Origin of the sequence: Methanobrevibacter thaueri (genome assembly GCF_003111625.1) — an archaeon.
Lineage (GTDB): Archaea > Methanobacteriota > Methanobacteria > Methanobacteriales > Methanobacteriaceae > Methanocatella > Methanocatella thaueri.
The window spans coordinates 1-17,945 of the sequence record NZ_MZGS01000029.1 but is presented as its reverse complement, the minus strand read 5'-3'; the positions used below and the strand labels follow the sequence as shown (position 1 = coordinate 17,945).

Genomic DNA, 17,945 nt, shown 5'->3' with positions numbered 1-17,945 from the left:
TTTTAGAGGTGCATTTCAAGTGTAAAAATAGTTTTAATAATTTGAAAAATCGACTTAAAATCCATATTCATTTCTTTTTGGAACTTTGGCGAATTTTTTCATGATAAAAATAGTTTATCAGTATTGGTTTATCTGTAGGATTAATCAAAAATGGTTCTTTATCAATAATATAAAGGTATCCCTCTTCTTTTGCAAATTCGTTTAGTTTTTTATCTAGGTTTTCCCAATAATCGTTATTTTTGTATTTATAAATGTCTTCATAAAGCAGTTCTAATTTCGGATATTTTTCTGCGATATATTCCAGAATTGTCTTTTTATATCCCCCGCGAAGATTTAAGTTTTCAAGCCATATATAGTCCACATAATCAGAAACTTCCTTTATTATATCAAACACATCTGTTATTCCCGGGAAAATGGGTGAAATGAAACAAACGGTTTTTATGCCTTCCGCATGGAATTTTTTCAAGGTTTCAAGTCTATCAGCGATTGATGATGCATTGTCCATATCGTTTTTAAAGCGTTCATCCAATGTATTGATTGAAAGAGATACAATCGGATCCGGAAACGTTTTAATCAAGTCCAAATCCCTTGAAATCAATGATGATTTGGTGGTTATGATTAAATTAACGTCAACACCCTGCAGTTCCTCTAAAAATTCTCGTGTTTTTAGGAACTCCTTTTCGCATTGGTGGTAGGGATCAGTCACTGAACCGATAATAATTGTTTTTTCGTCATATTTTTTAGGATTTTTAATTTGAGGCCAATGTTTGACATCGACAAAAGTTCCCCACTCTTCCTTATGGCCGGTAAATCTTTTCATGAAATCTGCATAGCAATACTTACACGCATGCGCACAGCCAACATAGGGATTGACAGTGAAACCGGCAATGGGAAGATTTGATTTTGAAATGACTGATTTTACATCTTTATGATTGACTATCATGGTTATACAATTTAAAAGACTGAAAGAGTCGGAAAAATATTATAAAAAAAAGAATTTATTGAGTGTTTTCGAAAACACTCATAGCTTTAATAATTTTTTCATCATCCAATGGTTTTGCCTGAATCTGCAGTCCGACAGGAATTCCGTCAACTTCACCGGCAGGAATGCTTGCTGCAGGAATACCGGCAAGGTTAGCTATTACTGTTAGAACGTCGTAGGCATACATTTCCATAGGTTCCAATTCAGCACCGATTTCGTGAGGAAGCTTAGGCACGGTAGGACCTACAATCAGGTCCACGTTTTCAAGCATCTTTGTGATTTCATTTCTGATTACGGATCTTGCCTTTAAGGCCTGTTTGTAATATTTACCACTGAATTCTGCTTCGGCAATGTGGGAACCGATCTTGATTCTTCTAAGCACTTCGTCTCCACAAACCTCTTCAATTCTGGAACCGTAGTCCCTTCCATCGTATTTTCTGGTTGCTGAGAAGAATTCCACATAGTTGATTAGGTAGTATGTAGGTAAACATAAGTCAATGTAGTCAAAGCTCACTTCAACAAGTTCAGCGCCGGCATCAACCAATTTTTGAATTGCCTTGTTGACTGTCTTGTTGATTTCATCGTCAGTAACGTCGATGAACTCTTGACATACCGCTATTTTCATGCCTTCAAGTGAGGTTTCACCTAATATTTCTGTGAAGTCAGGTTTTTCCCAGTCCAAAGTGGTACATTCGGTTTCATCATATTTTGCAATGGTGTTTAGAGCCAGTGCTATTCCGCTGACATCATTTGCCAATGGTCCGATTTGGTCAAGACTCATTGAAAGGTCAAGTAAACCTTGTCTTGAGACCGCACCATATGTTGGTTTGAATCCGACAACACCACAGTGTGATGCAGGGTTTCTGATGGAACCGCCTGTGTCTGATCCAATTGATATATCACACATTTCCGCTGCGATTGCGGCTGCACATCCACCGGATGAACCTCCAGGGATTCTGCCCATTGCTGCAGGGTTTTGTGTAGGGCCGTAGTATGAAGTTTCAGTTGAACTTCCTGCGGCGAATTCATCCATATTCAAAATACCGATGATTATTCCGTCCTCAGATAGGATTTCCTCAACGACAGTAGCGTTATAGCTTCCAATATAGTCTTCCAAGGTTTTGGAAGCCGCTGAAATAATCAAGTCTTCAACATTAATGTTTGCTTTTATACCGAATACCAATCCAGCTAAAGCTCCTACTTCTTCACCGTTTGCTATTTTCTCATCAATAGCTTCAGCTTGTTTTAATGCATTTTCATAGTTTAATTCAATAAATGCATTAATTTCTTCGTTATTTTCATCGATAACTTTAATGAAGCCTTCAACATTTTCTTTAGCTGTCATTTCTCCACTTTTAATGGAGTTTAACTTTTCAATAACGTTCATTAAAACACCTTAATAATCGTAAATTATAATATTATTATTTTATTTTTCAATGTTTATATACTTGTTTTTTTACACAAGTTTTAAATCATTTTTTTGATATATTAATAACCATGAAAAAAGCGGTAGTGTTTGACAACTCAGGAACCCTGATAGAAAGATACAGGGTCGTTAAGGATGTTTTGAACGGAAACATATTCACCGACATCAACTCTCTGGACTTGATTGATTCAGCCGATTCATTGGCTTTGGTGGTTCTTCAGTTCAATACCAACAGGCTTCTGGAATTGGATAAGGATAGACTGATTTCAGATGTCATTAAGGAGTACAACATCGACTTTGACGTAAGCTTTTCCACAAGGCAGGTTTCAAAGGCCGAAGTCGAGGAGATTCTCTACAATGAAAAGTCATCCACTGTTTCCGATATCACTGACGGCTTTGACATTTTGCGCGAAAAGATTTCCCACATGGAGCTTTGCAACGGGTCCGCATTGATTGTGGACATGGACCTGGGGACTGTCGCATACACCATCACTTCAGCCGGCAAGTTTTTCCCAAAGGTTTTTGAAACAGTTGAGGTCCTGAAATCCCGTGGAATTGAGATATTCATCGCCTCAGGAGACAGGAAGGGTGCCATCAACAGATTGGCAAACATGCTTGATGTGCCTGAGGACAATGCTTTCGGAACAGTTTCCACAAGAGGAAAATGCGAGGTCGTATCCATCCTGCAGGAGGGAGGATACAAGGTTATGATGGTCGGTGACGGCCTGAATGACATTTTAGCCTTTAAGAAAGCGGATGTCAGTGTCCTAACAATAGAACAGCAAGAGGAAGTCTCTCCAAAGATGATGGACAAGACAGATCATATCATTGAGGACATCTTTGAGGTCACAATGATTGACTTTTAAAAAAAAGAAAGGGAATAGGAATGTTCCTATTCAAAGGTTATTGAATCTATAATGGATTGCACTTCACTGCTTTGAAGTACGGATTCGTCAGTCACAACGCTGGTTTTTGTTGACTGGATTTCAATACCGTATAGTGTGTCGGTTTCATTGTCGTACACCAGCACCCATCTGGCCAAATCATCTGATGTTTTTCCACTGTCAGGATTGGTGATGTAGTCAGGTATCATGCTTGTGGCTCCGGAATCGTCATATATGACTGAATCTGAAACGATGAAGTCCGCTGCTTTTTTGCCGTTAATGTCAAATTCCTTATAGTCGGAAAGTTTGTTGAAGGACAATATTGTTTTTGCGCATGTTTGATCATCTGATTCTTTATCGTATGTGTATGATATGGTATTGGCGATTGAAGCGTCTGCTTTGCTAAAGGCGTCTGATATGCTGTTTTCATCAAATTTTCCAGCTTTCAACTCTTTTGCTATTGTACTCATTCTTCCCTCATCATTATCACTTATGTTGTAGAAGCTGACATCAAAATTGTCGTTTTGGGCATGTGAATCCCCATCTTCAAAGTTTGCACCATCGACATTCATGGTCAAGTCAAGGAAATGTACATTTCCTCCACCGAAACCATCAAAAAGTCCGGCTGATGCTGTTGAGATACTAAAAATAGCTAATATTGCTATTAAAATTATTATATAACTTTTTTTCATCAAATTCCTCCACTAAATAAACTTTGATTAGTTTATTTGATTAGATATTTGTTTAAATATCTATATTAATTGGATAAACCTTTTTATTTATGTATAAAATATCTTATAACTTATAAGTGATAACTGCCTAATCACTTATAACTTATAACTAATAACCGAATAAAAAAAATAAATTATAGATTGTCAATGACTTCCTTGCTTTTGAGGATGTTGTCAAAGTTATTCAGCTCTATAATTGCGGTATCAATCTTTTTGAGCAAATTCAAGTCAAGAGTGCCCTCACCCAGGGTAATGTGCTGGTCCTTCACGCCATCATTATCGTTCAAATGACAATAGCTGATGTTTTTCAATGAAAGCATTTCCTCCAGGTTTCCGCAGGTATTTCCGTGACCCGTATCGATTGTCAGGCTGCATCCGGTGGCTTCCTGAATCATCTCTATTTCCTCAACGGTATTTCCCAGGAATTTTCCTCGAACCGGCATGTTTTCAACGGAAATCTCAACATTTGTGTTATCTATGATTTCCCCAACACTTTCAATAGCTATTTCCAATGCCCATTTTCTCAAGTGAGGTTCGTTCCTGCCGATGATACCCGGATGTACTGTGATGGTGTTTGCATTGATGCTTTCCGCATATTGTCCACAATGAATCATCTGCCTTACACTTTCATCCCTTATTCCCTTGTTTAAGCTGGCGATGTTGATGTCTACTGTTGCCGCATGCATTCTCATGTCCAGTCCGCAGTCCTTAAATTCACAGTTGTCCTTTTCATAGAAGGGGCCTTCCGCAAGAATTTCGATTATTTCAAATCCGTGTTTTTTTGCTAGATTGATGATGTCGTCATTTGGTTCCATGAATAGCGCTAGTGTTGTAAATCCAAGTTTCATGTTTATATATAAGTGAGATATATATAATAAATGTTAATATATATCAAATTTTGACATATGGTGAAATATGACTGATGAAAATGATTTTAACAAGTCACATGAAAAGCTAGTTAAACAATTTTCTAATGGAATAACGCATAATCTGATTCTATGGATTATTTCAAAGGAGAATATCCATGGTTATGGCATTATGAAGAAGTTAGAGGAATTTTTTAACTTTGACTGCAATCAGTGTGATATTAAGATTAACTCCAGTAAGGTATATCCGATCTTGTCCAAGATGGAAAAGGTGGGGCTGATTGCTGGAGAGTGGAAAGTAAATGAAAACAACAAAAGGGTCAAGTATTATTCCATAACCGAAAAGGGAGAGATTGTTTTAGGCCACGTTCAGACACACATGAGCAATGTTTTAAACAGTCCCACCTGGTTGGCCTTTTTTAAGGACATGACTGGAATGGAGATTAACAATGAAAAACGCAATTGAAACTCAAAATCTTACAAAAGTATATAACAATAACTTCACTGCTGTTAATTCTCTAAATTTAGAAATTCCTGACAAGACAATTTTTGGAATGTTGGGTCCGAACGGGGCTGGAAAAACAACAACAATAAAAATGTTGACCTGTTTAATTCAACCCACCTCAGGCAAAGCCACTGTTGGCGGATATGATGTTCAGAAAAATCCTGATGAGGTTAGAAACCTTTTGGGAATGGTTCCGCAGCAGGTTAGTTTGTATAAGGATTTAACAGTGATGGAAAACTCACAGATGTGTGCGGATTATTATGGAGTTCCAAAGGATGAAAGGGATTCCCGTATAGAGGATCTGATGGAATTGGTTGACATCGAATATGCACGTGACAAGCGTGTGGGTCAACTTTCCGGAGGACAAAAGCAGAAGGCTTCACTTGTGGCCAGTTTGGTTCACAGGCCGGACATCCTGTTTTTGGACGAACCAACCATAGGATTGGATCCTACAACCAAGCGTACTTTATGGGACCTGATTCGGGAACTGAATGATGATGGCCACACAATTATATTGTGCTCTCATGACATGCATGAGGTGGATATGTTGTGTGATAATGTCGGAATCATAAACACAGGTAATCTTGTGGCTTATGACACACCTCAGGGCCTTAAGGATTCTCTTCTTGAAGAAAACAGAAGGGAATTGACTGAAGCCCTATCACAGGTTCACTCCGAAAGCGAGGATTCAACTTCCAAAATGGAGGATTTAGAAAGTCTCAGCTTAAGGAAGATGTCATTTTTACTTCAAGATCATGATGAGGGAATCATTTCAAGTCTTCAATCCAATGAAACGGTTAAGGATTTTGAAATCGCCCATAATGGACGTATAACCCTGAAAATTGACGCTTTTGATGGCATGGCAGTTTACAATATCATGAAGGATGTCATTTCATCCGGAGGAATAATTAAATCAATTTTCACAGAGGAGCCTTCACTTGAAGACGTATTCATTAAGGCGACAGCAGAGGTGGATGAAGATGCTAGAGCTTAATAAATTTTGGTGGATGATTAAAAAGGAATTGATTTCACTCAAAAGGCACCCCGGCAGATTGATTTCCATTATTGCATTTCCGATAATCATGATTCTGCTTTTCGGTTATGGAATGGGTGGGGAAATGACAGACTTGCCTATAGTCGTTGTTTCACAGTCCCATGGTGATTTGACAGACCTGACATTGGACACCATCAAGGACACAGAAACATATCATGTTGTAGAGGTAATTGATGATGTTGATGAGGGAAAGCAGCGCGTTGAGTCCGGTGAGGTTAAGGCGGCCATAATACTGCCTGATGATTATGATAAGGATTCCTCGCAGCAAAAGGCGGTAACGCTATATTTGGATTCCTCAGATCAGATGGCTTCACAAATCCTTGAATCATCTACTCAAGGCATATTTTACAGGCTATCCAATGTTGTCGCTTCTCAAACAAGCGTTTCAACACAGGATGCGGATATAGAACCGTCCATAATTCATTCTCTAAACAACTTTAAGGACGATATCAGCCTGCATATAAACAAGATTTATGGAAACATCAAATACATCGACTTTTTGGTTCCTGCTGTCCTGGGTATGACAATCATGTTCAGCTGTATGATGGGTATGGGAGCAACAATTGCAGGTGAAAGGGAAACAGGAGAACTCGCAAGACTCTTCATGACCCCGACTTCAGTTTCCACAGTTATCGGAGGTAAGATTGCAGCAAAACTTCTCATCGAACTTGTCAGGGCATTGATATTGATTCTGATGGCAATAATTCTCTTCAACGTAAGCATCAAGGGTGGAATTCTACAAACGTTCATAGTCCTTGTGATTGGGGCCTTGTGTTTTGTTTCATTCGGTATATTTTTCTCCGCAAGGACATCCACACAGGAGGATTATGCCCAAATAGTAATGCCGTTTTCAATGCCGATGATGTTTGTTTCAGGGGTATTCTATCCGATTGAAACCATGCCGTGGATTTTACAGAAATTAGCTTATATCTTCCCATTGACTTATTTGAATGATGCAATGAGAGGAATAATGCTTAAGGGACAGACACTTGGTGATGTATGGTTTGATTTAGTGATACTTATCGGTTTTGCAATATTATTCTTCATATTAGGTGTAAAACGATTCAATAGAGATGTATAGGAGGTTTTCAAATGTATAAAAAATTATTAATTGGATTAATTGTAGCTCTTTTATGTTTATCTCCAATAGCAGCTGAAAATTGGAATTCATTTCAAGGAGGTATAGACCATAGCGGATATAGAGATGGGGAGTCTGATTTTGTAACAAATCTTTGGACATTTAATATGGAATCTCCGGTCCATTCATCTCCGGCAATATATAAGGATTACATTTATTATGTGTCAAACGATGGTATTTTAAAGGCAATAGACATGGAAACAGGCGAGGAAGAATGGAATTTAGACCTTGAGGCCAAGACAAATTCCTCACCGATAATACATTCAAACAGGTTATACATCGGTTGTGAGGACGGTCTTAAGGCGGTCAACATCAACTCCCATAAGGTCGTTTGGGACTATGACTGTGACAATGTGGCTTCCGCTCCAGTCTATCACGACGATATAATCTACTTCGGAAGTGATGATGGACACCTGTATGGTGTAAATGAGGACGGCAAGGTCAAGTTCGATAAGAAATTGGGCGATGAGCTCAGGACCTCCCCTATCGTGGTTGACAATACCATATATGTAGGTTCCACAGGCGGCAAGATGTACAGCATCGATACCGATGAAAGCAAAAACTGGGAATTCACCACAGGAGATGAAATATTGTCTTCACCGGCCTATGTTAACAAGACAATTATCTTCGGTTCAACCGACGGAAGCGTATATTGCCTCAAAAAGTCTGACGGTGATCTGGAATGGAAAGTTGACCTCAACGATAAGGTTATTTCCTCCCCAACAGTTGACGGGCATGACAATAATGTTTTCATAGGTTCCGATGAAGGCAACATGACCTGCCTTGATGTTCGTGACGGAACCGTCAAATGGAGTCACTCAACCGGGGATAAGGTGCAGTCAACTGCTGCGATTAAGGATAACCTTGTTGCGTTCGGATCAAATAATGGGTATTTGTATGTGTTGAATAAATACACAGGAGCTGAGGAATTTACTTATAATCCGGGAACAATTTTATTTAACTCAGCTATTACATCTTCACCTGTAATAAATGGAAACAGTTTATTCTTTGGTGATGATTCTGGAAATGTATATTCATTAAACATCAATAAGTATGAGGTTCCGGGCTCAACTCAGATGTTCTATTCAATAGCCGTCCTGATAATAGTCATTATAGTGGCTATTGTGGTCGTGCGTAAGGTTAAAGGTAGAAAATAATTTTCTATCTTTACAATTTTTTTTCTAAATGTTTATTTAACTTGTGAAATATAATATTCTTATAATTTTAATCATGGTGAAACGATGCAGGATATAGAGACATTAAAAAACGAAAATATGAATCTCGCCGACAAAATCTATATTTTCGATACAACATTAAGGGATGGTGAACAGACACCTGGTGTCGCCTTGACGGTCGATGAGAAGATTCAAATTGCAACCAAATTGAACAATTTGGGTGTCGATAAGATAGAGGTTGGCTTTCCAGCTTCATCAAAAGGTGAAATCGAATCAGCAAAACAGATTACTTCCCTAGGTTTGAATTCAACCCTTGTGGGTTTGGCACGCTCCTTAAGAAAGGACCTTGATGCCATTATAGACTCTGATTTGGAATATGTTCATACATTCATAGGCACCTCTCCATTGCATCGTGACTACAAGCTGAAAATGTCAAGGGAGGAGATTGTCGATACTGCTGTAGATGCCATCGAATATGCCAAGGACCATGGCCTGACAGTCGAGTTCTCTGCTGAGGATGCCACAAGAACAGAAAGGGATTTCCTGTTTGAGGTCTTTAACCAGGCGGTTAGTGCAGGTGCGGATTTCATTGATGTTCCTGACACTGTCGGCATATTAACTCCTATCTTAACCCATGAATTGATTACAGATTTAAAGGACAATTTCACAACACCTATCAGCGTTCATTTCCACAACGATTTCGGTCTTGCCACCGCAAATACATTGACTGCAATCGAATGTGGTGCCAATCAGGCTCACGTTACTGTCAACGGTTTGGGTGAAAGAACAGGTAATTGTTCCTTAGAAGAACTGGTAATGACTCTCAAGTCTGCCTATGGCATTGATTTGGGTTTGGACACTACCAGACTGTACAGTTTATCCACATTGGTCGGCCGTTTGACAGGTGTGAAAATGCCGGTCAACAAGCCTATTGTGGGGGATAATGCCTTTGCCCATGAATCAGGCATTCATGTTCATGGAATTCTAAATAACGCTTCAACATATGAGCCGATGTCTCCTGAAATGGTTGGTCATTCCAGAAGAATTGTTTTGGGAAAACATACAGGTGCCAATGCCCTTAAAGCCAAATTAAAGGAATATCACATAGATTTGGATGAGGAGCAATTCTGTAAGGTGTTCGATGATATCAAATCTTTAGGTGATAGCGGCAAGTGCGTCACAGATGACGACCTGATAGCTATTGCAATCACAGAGCTTTCTTCAGCTCGTGAAACCCCTATTGTCTTGAAGGGATTGGGTTTGTCCTCAGGAAATGGAGTTTCCCCAACAGCAACAGTCAGGCTGGAAATTGACGGCGTTGAAAAGGAAAAAGCCGCTACAGGTGTCGGTCCCGTCGATGCCGCTTTAAACGCTATTCGTGAATTGATTCAGGACGACATTGATGTGGAGCTTGAGGAGTATAACCTTGAGGCAATCACTGGAGGTACCGATGCGCTGGCTGAAGTGTTTGTTATCAGTTCTGATTCCGAAGGCAACAAATCCACCGGAAGATCAACAAATCAGGATATCGTGATGGCAAGTATTATAGCGGTATTGGATTCAATCAATAAATTATTGTTGATTAAAAATTCAAATTTGAATAAATTATAATTCATATTTGTTTATTTTTTTCAATTTTTATTATAAATTATTTATTTTTTTTTCTAATTATTATTTTTTTTATAATCATTGGTTACTTATAATATTTTATCTTATTTTTATTTGCCCACTGTTTAAATTTCAACATTTTCATGTAAAATTTTATATACATTGATTACATAAATTTTATATGGTGAGTTAAATATGGAAAATAATACAATATTTGTAGGGAGCAAACCTGTAATGAATTACGTTTTAGCTGTCGTTACACAATTTAATGAAGGCTCTAATAGCGTATTACTTAGAGCTAGAGGTAAAGCTATTAGTCGTGCCGTAGATGCAGCTGAAATTGTTAGAAATAGGTTTGTACCTGATTCAGACGTTACAGATATCCAAATTTCCACCGAGGAAATTGAGAACTATAACCATGAAAAAACAAATGTTTCTATTATAGAAATTTTAATTGAAAAGAGCGAATAACTCTTTTTAATCAAATTTCTTTAATACATTTTTCTCAAAAAGATATTTAGAAAGCAATATGTTCGAAGTTCCCTTTCCATGAGCCTCTATTTTTCCTTTTACAATTGACTTTAATACACTGTCAATATCCTTTTCACAATCAATCATGCTGAAGCAGTCACCGACAAACTTCCAGTAGTGCGCATCGCTTGCGCCCAATTGAGGTATATTTTCTTTTCTTGACAATTTTTTGGCCTTGCTGTTGCAGTATCCTACAATGAATCTTGCATTCTTTGTCTCAATCGCATCGATTTTCAAGTCCTTGTAGTCACTTTTGCATAGGAGCCCATGCCTGTAAAAGCAGTACGGATGGGGTATTATTGCAAGACCTCCTAAATCATGAATTCTGTCAATAGTATCTTGCGGTGATAGGTCACGAGGTACATTTTCCTCACACCCAAAACCAAGAATATGGCCATGTGTTGAAGAAATTTCAATAGATGGAATGGCAAGTATATCTGTGTTCCTTGTTTTACGCAAAACTTCGGCAGTTCCATCAACTGTATTGTGATCGCTGATTGCAATTATGTCGAGGTTCCTGCTTCTTGCGGTTTTCAGGATGTCGTCAATTTTTGAGTTTGAGTCTGGGGAATATTCGCTGTGAATATGTGAATCCATTTTAAGCATTATTATCTATCCTAATATTGTTTTAATCAAACCGACGGTTCCTGTCATCATCACATCCCCGCCTGGGGCGGCATGATGCCAATCCAGATTGGTCTTTTCAATCAACTCTCTTTTTGGTCCGCTCACTATAACCTTCTCTATTTTTGATATTGGATTCAAGACATGTGCGCCATGGCCATGGTCATTGTAAACCTCCTCATGGGTGATTTCACCTGAAGCCAGCCTCTTGATGTATCTTTCAAGTGATTCGCCTGTCAGGCTTGATGTGTGGTGTTCAAACACCCCTTGGATTTTACCGTTTTCGACTGATGCGGCAGTGGTGTGGCCGTTTCCGATGTCAATCGCAATGAAACTGTTTAATTTTGATGCAACTTCATCATAGCACATTCCGGCTATTGAGGCGAATTTGGTATCCATCACCAGTGGAAGTTCCTCTATTCCCTCATTTTTAACCTGTCTTCTGACAGCCTGCATTCTTGTGAAGTATTCGGGCAAATCGTCACCCTTGAATCCGAATTCCAATGGGGATGTAGGCTCGGATATTTTCTCTCTGATCTTCTCAAACCTGAAGTCCCTATCTCCCATGTTCTCGTTGTAGCCATGATCTTGCACTGCTATCGCTATCTTGTCAAAATCAAATTCAAGGTCATATCCCAATAGGAATTCTGACAGTTTGGTGATGTCAATGTCGCCCAATGTGATTTTTGTATATCCGTCATAGCTTTTTTCATTGTCGGCTATTTCGATTCCAAAGGATTTGACCTGTTCTATATTGTCTCTGATTGTTTTAGCGCATGTTGGTTCCATCACGACATTATATCCTTTTTCCATATGTTCCAATAGTGTGTTTTTTATTTTTCCTCCACCCATTATTTCTCCATCGAAATAAATGTCATTCTCTGTTTCCCTTATTTTTTGTGAAATAAATAGGTGAGGGGATGGAAGAACCAGTTTTATTGCATTTTCCAGCTCTTTTTCACTATCATATATCATTATGTCCTGTGTTCCTGTACCAACATCAATTGCTAAAATTCTCATATTTTTTAATTGTTTTTTATATTATTAATAATTAATAGTACATTTTTGTACAACAAAGCTTTAAATAGTACATTAATTATAATTATATTCATGACTTACAAAATAGAATTATCATCAGATGAAGTGCCAAAGCAATGGTATAATATGCTTGCAGATTTGCCTGTTCCACTTCCTGCTCCTAAAAACAGTGAGGGAAAGGATCAAATTGCAGCTTTACAATTAGCGTTTACCAAAGCGGGCTTAGAACAAGAATTTGCTACAGACCGTTATATCACTATTCCTAAAGAGGTCAGAGAACTATACATGGAAATGGGAAGACCATCTCCATTGGTAAGAGCCAATAAACTTGAAGAATACTTAAATACTCCAGCTAAAATTTACTTTAAACGTGAAGACAGTTCACCGACAGGGTCACATAAGTTAAATTCAGCTATTCCTCAAGCTTATTTTGCTAAAAAAGAGGGTGTTGAAAGATTAACCACCGAAACCGGTGCCGGTCAATGGGGTACCGCATTATCATTGGCATGTAACCTATTGGGCATAGACTGTACTGTTTATATGGTAAAGGTCTCATTCAACCAAAAACCTGACAGGAAGAACATAATGCACATCTATGACAGCGACATTTATGCATCCCCAAGTGAAAATACCAAGGTCGGACGCCAAGTGTTGGCTGAAAACCCAGACCATCCGGGTTCTCTTGGTGTTGCCATTTCCGAAGCTATGGAAGAGGCATTGGAAAATGAGGAAGTCAAATACTCATTAGGTAGTGTTTTAAACCATGTAATGTTGCACCAAACTGTAATCGGTCAGGAATTGAAGACCCAATTGGAAATTGCCGAAGAGGAGCCTGACGTCATGATTGCATGCGCTGGTGGAGGAAGTAACCTGGCCGGATCTTTATTCCCATTCATTAAGGATAAGATTGAAGGAAACTCAGATACCCAATTCATTGCAGTTGAACCAAGCGCCTGTCCTACATTAACCGAAGGAACCTATGATTATGACTTTGGAGATTCCAACGGATTCACTCCAATGCTCAAGATGTTTACATTAGGTCATGACTTTGTAGCTCCTTCAGTTCATGCAGGTGGATTAAGATATCACGGAATGTCTCCGATTGTTTCACTTCTAACTAAAGAAGGTTACATAGAACCAAGATCTGTTCATCAAAAGGACTGTTTCGAGGCTGGAATCACTTTCGCTCGTAACCAAGGTATCGTTCCTGCTCCAGAAACCACTCATGCTATTAAGGCTACTATTGATGAAGCTCTCAAATGTAAAGAGACAGGTGAGGAAAAAACCATTGTCATGAACTTCTCAGGACATGGAATGTTAGACTTGAAAGGATATGCTAGCTATTTTGAAGGAACAATGCAAAATGCTAAATAATCCTTCTTTTATTTTTTTATTATTTTTTAGTTATAAGTTATAACTTATAACATTTAACTTACACATTTTAACTAATAACTTATTTGTGAAAACGAATACTTTATAAGATAGAAGTTATAAAATATAACTTATTTGTTAAAAGTTAGTTATGATAAGTTATTTCTTAGAACTTATTTTTTATAATTTAGAAGTTTTAACTTAAACCTTATTTCCTATCCCTTAGAAGTTAAAACTGATAACTTATTTCCTTTAAGTTCTCATTTAAAAGATATAACTTAATTCTTTTAACTTATACTGAATAACTTACACGTTATTCTTTTAGTACTTTGATTTTAAGTTATAATCATAACTGATAACTTAAAACTTATCAGATAAAGGAGAATTCTTTAATGAGTGAAGTAATTGCGGTGATGAATCAAAAAGGAGGCTGCGGTAAAACAACAACCGTTGTGAATACTGCAACATCCCTGGCTGTAATGGGCAAATCTGTTTTGGTTGTGGATATGGATCCTCAAGCCAATGCTACTACAAGTTTTGGTATTGATAAGACTAAAATAGAAAATACAATCTATGATGCCATCATCGGGGATATTAATGTAAAAAAAGCAACAATTCCTACGTTTATTAAAAATTTATTTATTATCCCAAGTAATATATCCCTTAGTGGTGCTGGAATGGAGCTTTCTAAACGTGAAAATTACCACATAATTTTAAAAGAAACTCTTAAAGATGTTGTACCATTATTTGACTACATATTCATTGATTTACCTCCTTCTCTTGGAGTCATAACAGTCAATGCATTAGTAGCTTCAGATAGTGTTTTAATACCTATCCAAGCTGAGTATTATGCTCTAGAAGGAGTAGCTGATTTGATTAATACAATAAAATTAGTCGAAAAAAGGCTTAGAAGCCCTACTCCCATTAAAGGAATTCTCCTCACTCTATTTGATAGAAGGACTAGACTTAGTAAAGACGTTTATAAAGAATTGAAAAATTACTTTGGCGGTACAGATTTATTATTCAAGACAATCATTCCTAGAAATATCAGATTGGCCGAAGCTCCAAGTTTTGGTAAGCCATGTTTGATATATGATCCTGACAGTACCGGAACAAAGGCTTATCTTAAGTTAGCTAAAGAAATTCTTAAACGTGACGGAGAGGAATTATAATGGCTAGGAAAGGGCTTGGTAAAGGATTAGATTCATTGATACCTGATTTTTACAATGAGGATTTTGACAGCAATTCAACTCAATCTCTTGAGGACATGCTGAAGGAGAATGAATCTGAAAGTGTTGAAGAGGTTCTTGAAGAAATCGAAGATGATAAAAATGATTCAGAAGTTGATAACGATACCGATAAAGATGGCGGTGTCCAGCAAGATGCCGAAGAAACACAAGAAGATGAAGATGATGATAGCCCATCCGAAGACTTACCTAGCGATCAAGGCAGCGAAGACAGTTTACAATCATCACAAGAAGTCGAAGTAAAGCAGGAACATATAGATGAAGTAATTGAAATCGTTGAGAAAAATCCAAGGATTACTTTATGGTCATCCAAATCCTCAGCTGTTTTTAGATATTTAAGAAAAACCGAACCCGAATTCAGTATTTCCAAAGAAGCTTCAATTTTAATTGAAGAGGCTGTTTCTAAAAAATATCCTGAAATTTGGGCTTTATTCAAGGATTTATAATATAATAGATTACACTTGAAATTGTGGTGAATAGATTCTATTTTAATATATTCGATATAAAATTTTTTCTATTATAATGCTTAATTTTACACTTAATTATTTTAGATTTAATTTAAATAATTAGCTATTAAATCAATAATAATCTTAAAAATCAAAAGTAGTTTGATATTCTCCACTTATTTTGATGTAAGGTTCTGCCCTATCGACTACAACCCCTAGTTTTTTAAGTTCTTCTTTTTTGGAGAATGGCATTTTTTTACGAATAGATATTATTTGACGTGCTGATTTCACGCCTATTCCAGGAACCCTGATGAGTTCCACAAATGGTGCTGTGTTAATTTCTACAGGGAAAATATCCATCTTTTCTGCGGATAAAATTTTAGGGTCCTGTTCAAGAGACAACTTATCGTTTTCATCAAAAACCAACTCTTTAACATTATAATGGTAATCGTTAAGTAGACTGTCCGCATTATACAGTTTGGCGGTTCTATCGGTTGAACATGCCTGTTTGTTTCCAAGATCAGTCTCTTCAATTGGTGTGAATGCTGAGAAATATGTTCTCTTCAGGTCGGAGTTTTTGTAGATTTTTTCCATTCTGGTGAGAATCTCTTTGTCACTTTCATTGTTGGCGCCAACGATGAGCTGTGTGGTGTGGGTAGAATTTGGATATGTTGTACTTTTGTGCTGTAGACTGTTGATCCATGACAATCTTTTCAAAATGTCCTTATTATAATCCTTTGTAGAGGATAATTCAGCCAAACCGGATGGTGTTGCGGCTTCGATATTGATGCTGACTCTATTTGCAAGAGCCATTGCCCTTTTAATGGAATCTTTACTTGCTCCTGGAACCACCTTTAGGTGAATATAATCGTCATATCCGTACTTGTTTCTAAGAAGATGGACGGTTTCTATCTGCTTTTCCATTGTGGAATCCACATCCCCGGAAATGCCGGAGCTTAAAAACAAACCATTGACCATTCCCCTGTTATAGTATCCAAGAAATGCCTTTGCAAGCTCTTCAGGGGATAGTTCCAATCGTGTGAAATTTCTTTTGGATTGGTTTATGCAATATTTGCAGTCATTTTTACATTTGTTTGTTAAAAGAGTCTTAAAAAGAGGGATTTTACATCCATCATGACCTATTGCTTCGTAAATTCCAGGCAAGTTAATCTGCGAACTTTTGTTATGGTTGACATAATCGCAAAGATCATACTGTGCGGAATCTGTTAAGATTTTCATCTTTTCCAATGTAGTCATGTTAATAATATATGTATTTTATATTAAATAACAATTCTTTTTGAAATGTATCAATTGATGTGATATATTAATTACATCACGTGAATATGTAATATATATATTACATAAATGTCGAATATGTAACGTATTCATTACAAATTTATTAAACAAAAAAAGTAATATAATAATTACATAAACTTATTAAAAAATATGTAATATATATTTGATTGTTTAATTTTTTTAGTTAATTTTTGATATTTTATTTAAATAAATATTTGTTTCAATATATAAAAACAAAATTAAAATAGTAACCTTTATATTATACAATATATCATAAATTTATATGCATATGTGTTTGGATTATAGAAGATATGATTAGGACATGTATGTTAATGAAAAATTTGTTTAAAAATAGTATTAAATATTTGAAAAAACAGAAATCAGATAGTTTTCTATTGATTTAGGAACCTATCGAAAGGCTTTTGACTCATGTCTTAACCATAAGTGATTATGGTTCAGTTATAGGACATATACCTATTAAAAAAAGATCATTAAACATACTTCCTATTTAATTGGGTTTAAATAGGGAGAATTATAGGTCTTATCCTATGATAAGTAATCATAAATAACTAATTACTATATATCCGAATAGTATTGACTTTCAGTCAAATCAGTTATTTTAAATCAATTTGCGTTGGTTTTCATATGGCTGATTTTAGTTATTTACTTTTTTTTTTTAAACTTGAGGATGTGACGCAAAATTTTTAATCGAATTTTGTGTTTTTGATTTTTTTGTAATTTTTCTTATTTTTAGTTGTTTTTTCTGTTTATTTCGTTGTATATTCTTTTTAGGTTGTGTCCGATTGTGTATAGTTTGAATTCAGTATTTGTATTTTTTATTCCTGTTGTGGTGAATTCATGTAGTTTCATGTTTTGTTTTAGGTGTGCAAAGGGTAATTCTGCTGTTTTTGATCGTTTTTTGTAGATTTTTTGCGCCCAGTCAGTTTCCATTTTCCGTTGCATTCTGATTTTGGAAGGGTTTCCATAGTCTTGAATTATTCTGTAATTGTCTTTTTGGCAGCA

The 17,945-nt window shown here is 36.8% G+C and carries 18 protein-coding genes; 10 read left to right on the top strand and 8 right to left on the bottom strand.

The window, feature by feature from the left end:
- Positions 1-67 precede the first annotated feature (67 nt).
- Together MBBTH_RS10125 and gatA are read right to left on the bottom strand one after the other, a co-directional pair.
- A complete protein-coding gene (locus MBBTH_RS10125; RefSeq protein ID WP_116592919.1) occupies positions 68-943 on the bottom strand; it encodes a radical SAM protein in 876 nt (291 codons plus the stop codon).
- 55 nt (positions 944-998) lie between these two features.
- Complete coding sequence (gene gatA / locus MBBTH_RS10120; RefSeq protein WP_116592918.1) at positions 999-2,369, bottom strand: Asp-tRNA(Asn)/Glu-tRNA(Gln) amidotransferase subunit GatA; 1,371 nt, start codon at positions 2,367-2,369, stop codon at positions 999-1,001.
- Between the two features lie 110 nt (positions 2,370-2,479).
- On the opposite strand from gatA, the gene MBBTH_RS10115 reads away from it, so the two are divergent.
- Entirely contained in the window at positions 2,480-3,274 is a 795-nt protein-coding gene (locus MBBTH_RS10115; protein ID WP_116592917.1) for an HAD family hydrolase, read from the top strand.
- 26 nt (positions 3,275-3,300) lie between these two features.
- On the opposite strand, the gene MBBTH_RS10110 is transcribed toward MBBTH_RS10115, so the two are convergent.
- Together MBBTH_RS10110 and MBBTH_RS10105 are read right to left on the bottom strand one after the other, a co-directional pair.
- A complete protein-coding gene (locus tag MBBTH_RS10110; protein ID WP_116592916.1) occupies positions 3,301-3,984 on the bottom strand; it encodes a hypothetical protein in 684 nt (227 codons plus the stop codon).
- 173 nt (positions 3,985-4,157) lie between these two features.
- A complete protein-coding gene (locus MBBTH_RS10105; protein WP_116592915.1) occupies positions 4,158-4,871 on the bottom strand; it encodes a sugar phosphate isomerase/epimerase family protein in 714 nt (237 codons plus the stop codon).
- A gap of 67 nt (positions 4,872-4,938) precedes the next feature.
- Here MBBTH_RS10105 and MBBTH_RS10100 point away from each other — a divergent pair, with 67 nt between their 5' ends.
- The 6 genes from MBBTH_RS10100 (at position 4,939) to albA (ending at position 10,840) form a co-directional block, all read left to right on the top strand.
- Positions 4,939-5,355, top strand: a complete 417-nt coding sequence (locus MBBTH_RS10100) for a PadR family transcriptional regulator (protein ID WP_116592914.1) — start codon at positions 4,939-4,941, stop codon at positions 5,353-5,355.
- Positions 5,339-6,388: an ATP-binding cassette domain-containing protein gene (locus tag MBBTH_RS10095; RefSeq protein ID WP_116592913.1), complete on the top strand. Its 1,050-nt coding sequence runs from the start codon at positions 5,339-5,341 to the stop codon at positions 6,386-6,388. The genes MBBTH_RS10100 and MBBTH_RS10095 overlap by 17 nt, the downstream gene beginning before the upstream one ends.
- Entirely contained in the window at positions 6,375-7,529 is a 1,155-nt protein-coding gene (locus MBBTH_RS10090) for an ABC transporter permease (RefSeq protein ID WP_116592912.1), read from the top strand. The genes MBBTH_RS10095 and MBBTH_RS10090 overlap by 14 nt, the downstream gene beginning before the upstream one ends.
- An 11-nt stretch (positions 7,530-7,540) precedes the next feature.
- Positions 7,541-8,743, top strand: coding sequence for a beta-alanine-activating enzyme beta-propeller domain-containing protein (locus tag MBBTH_RS10085; protein ID WP_116592911.1), 1,203 nt, complete (start codon positions 7,541-7,543; stop codon positions 8,741-8,743).
- An 84-nt stretch (positions 8,744-8,827) separates the two neighbouring features.
- Positions 8,828-10,372, top strand: a complete 1,545-nt coding sequence (locus tag MBBTH_RS10080) for a 2-isopropylmalate synthase (protein WP_116592910.1) — start codon at positions 8,828-8,830, stop codon at positions 10,370-10,372.
- Between the two features lie 192 nt (positions 10,373-10,564).
- Positions 10,565-10,840: a DNA-binding protein Alba gene (gene albA, locus MBBTH_RS10075; protein ID WP_116592909.1), complete on the top strand. Its 276-nt coding sequence runs from the start codon at positions 10,565-10,567 to the stop codon at positions 10,838-10,840.
- Between the two features lie 6 nt (positions 10,841-10,846).
- Here the strand turns inward: albA and MBBTH_RS10070 are convergent, their stop codons facing one another.
- Positions 10,847-11,506, bottom strand: coding sequence for a PHP domain-containing protein (locus tag MBBTH_RS10070; protein ID WP_116592908.1), 660 nt, complete (start codon positions 11,504-11,506; stop codon positions 10,847-10,849).
- 6 nt (positions 11,507-11,512) lie between these two features.
- Positions 11,513-12,544, bottom strand: a complete 1,032-nt coding sequence (locus MBBTH_RS10065; RefSeq protein ID WP_116592907.1) for a DUF1786 domain-containing protein — start codon at positions 12,542-12,544, stop codon at positions 11,513-11,515.
- A gap of 90 nt (positions 12,545-12,634) precedes the next feature.
- On the opposite strand from MBBTH_RS10065, the gene MBBTH_RS10060 reads away from it, so the two are divergent.
- The 3 genes from MBBTH_RS10060 to MBBTH_RS10050 all read left to right on the top strand — a co-directional run bounded on the left by MBBTH_RS10060 (position 12,635) and on the right by MBBTH_RS10050 (position 15,626).
- Positions 12,635-13,936, top strand: coding sequence for a TrpB-like pyridoxal phosphate-dependent enzyme (locus MBBTH_RS10060; RefSeq protein ID WP_116592906.1), 1,302 nt, complete (start codon positions 12,635-12,637; stop codon positions 13,934-13,936).
- Between the two features lie 389 nt (positions 13,937-14,325).
- Positions 14,326-15,105, top strand: coding sequence for a ParA family protein (locus MBBTH_RS10055; protein ID WP_116592905.1), 780 nt, complete (start codon positions 14,326-14,328; stop codon positions 15,103-15,105).
- Positions 15,105-15,626, top strand: coding sequence for an AAA family ATPase (locus MBBTH_RS10050; RefSeq protein WP_116592904.1), 522 nt, complete (start codon positions 15,105-15,107; stop codon positions 15,624-15,626). The genes MBBTH_RS10055 and MBBTH_RS10050 overlap by 1 nt, the downstream gene beginning before the upstream one ends.
- 144 nt (positions 15,627-15,770) lie before the next feature.
- On the opposite strand, the gene MBBTH_RS10045 is transcribed toward MBBTH_RS10050, so the two are convergent.
- Positions 15,771-16,883: a radical SAM protein gene (locus tag MBBTH_RS10045; protein ID WP_116592903.1), complete on the bottom strand. Its 1,113-nt coding sequence runs from the start codon at positions 16,881-16,883 to the stop codon at positions 15,771-15,773.
- A 789-nt stretch (positions 16,884-17,672) separates the two neighbouring features.
- Positions 17,673-17,945: transposase (locus MBBTH_RS10040; RefSeq protein ID WP_207773368.1), on the bottom strand; the 273-nt coding region annotated here is incomplete at its 5' end.

Coding starts and splice junctions, on each gene's coding strand:
- MBBTH_RS10125 (WP_116592919.1), bottom strand. CDS start 943: ATGATAGTCAATCATAAAGATGTAAAATCAGTCATTTCAAAATCAAAT.
- gatA (WP_116592918.1), bottom strand. CDS start 2,369: ATGAACGTTATTGAAAAGTTAAACTCCATTAAAAGTGGAGAAATGACA.
- MBBTH_RS10115 (WP_116592917.1), top strand. CDS start 2,480: ATGAAAAAAGCGGTAGTGTTTGACAACTCAGGAACCCTGATAGAAAGA.
- MBBTH_RS10110 (WP_116592916.1), bottom strand. CDS start 3,984: ATGAAAAAAAGTTATATAATAATTTTAATAGCAATATTAGCTATTTTT.
- MBBTH_RS10105 (WP_116592915.1), bottom strand. CDS start 4,871: ATGAAACTTGGATTTACAACACTAGCGCTATTCATGGAACCAAATGAC.
- MBBTH_RS10100 (WP_116592914.1), top strand. CDS start 4,939: ATGACTGATGAAAATGATTTTAACAAGTCACATGAAAAGCTAGTTAAA.
- MBBTH_RS10095 (WP_116592913.1), top strand. CDS start 5,339: ATGAAAAACGCAATTGAAACTCAAAATCTTACAAAAGTATATAACAAT.
- MBBTH_RS10090 (WP_116592912.1), top strand. CDS start 6,375: ATGCTAGAGCTTAATAAATTTTGGTGGATGATTAAAAAGGAATTGATT.
- MBBTH_RS10085 (WP_116592911.1), top strand. CDS start 7,541: ATGTATAAAAAATTATTAATTGGATTAATTGTAGCTCTTTTATGTTTA.
- MBBTH_RS10080 (WP_116592910.1), top strand. CDS start 8,828: ATGCAGGATATAGAGACATTAAAAAACGAAAATATGAATCTCGCCGAC.
- albA (WP_116592909.1), top strand. CDS start 10,565: ATGGAAAATAATACAATATTTGTAGGGAGCAAACCTGTAATGAATTAC.
- MBBTH_RS10070 (WP_116592908.1), bottom strand. CDS start 11,506: ATGCTTAAAATGGATTCACATATTCACAGCGAATATTCCCCAGACTCA.
- MBBTH_RS10065 (WP_116592907.1), bottom strand. CDS start 12,544: ATGAGAATTTTAGCAATTGATGTTGGTACAGGAACACAGGACATAATG.
- MBBTH_RS10060 (WP_116592906.1), top strand. CDS start 12,635: ATGACTTACAAAATAGAATTATCATCAGATGAAGTGCCAAAGCAATGG.
- MBBTH_RS10055 (WP_116592905.1), top strand. CDS start 14,326: ATGAGTGAAGTAATTGCGGTGATGAATCAAAAAGGAGGCTGCGGTAAA.
- MBBTH_RS10050 (WP_116592904.1), top strand. CDS start 15,105: ATGGCTAGGAAAGGGCTTGGTAAAGGATTAGATTCATTGATACCTGAT.
- MBBTH_RS10045 (WP_116592903.1), bottom strand. CDS start 16,883: ATGACTACATTGGAAAAGATGAAAATCTTAACAGATTCCGCACAGTAT.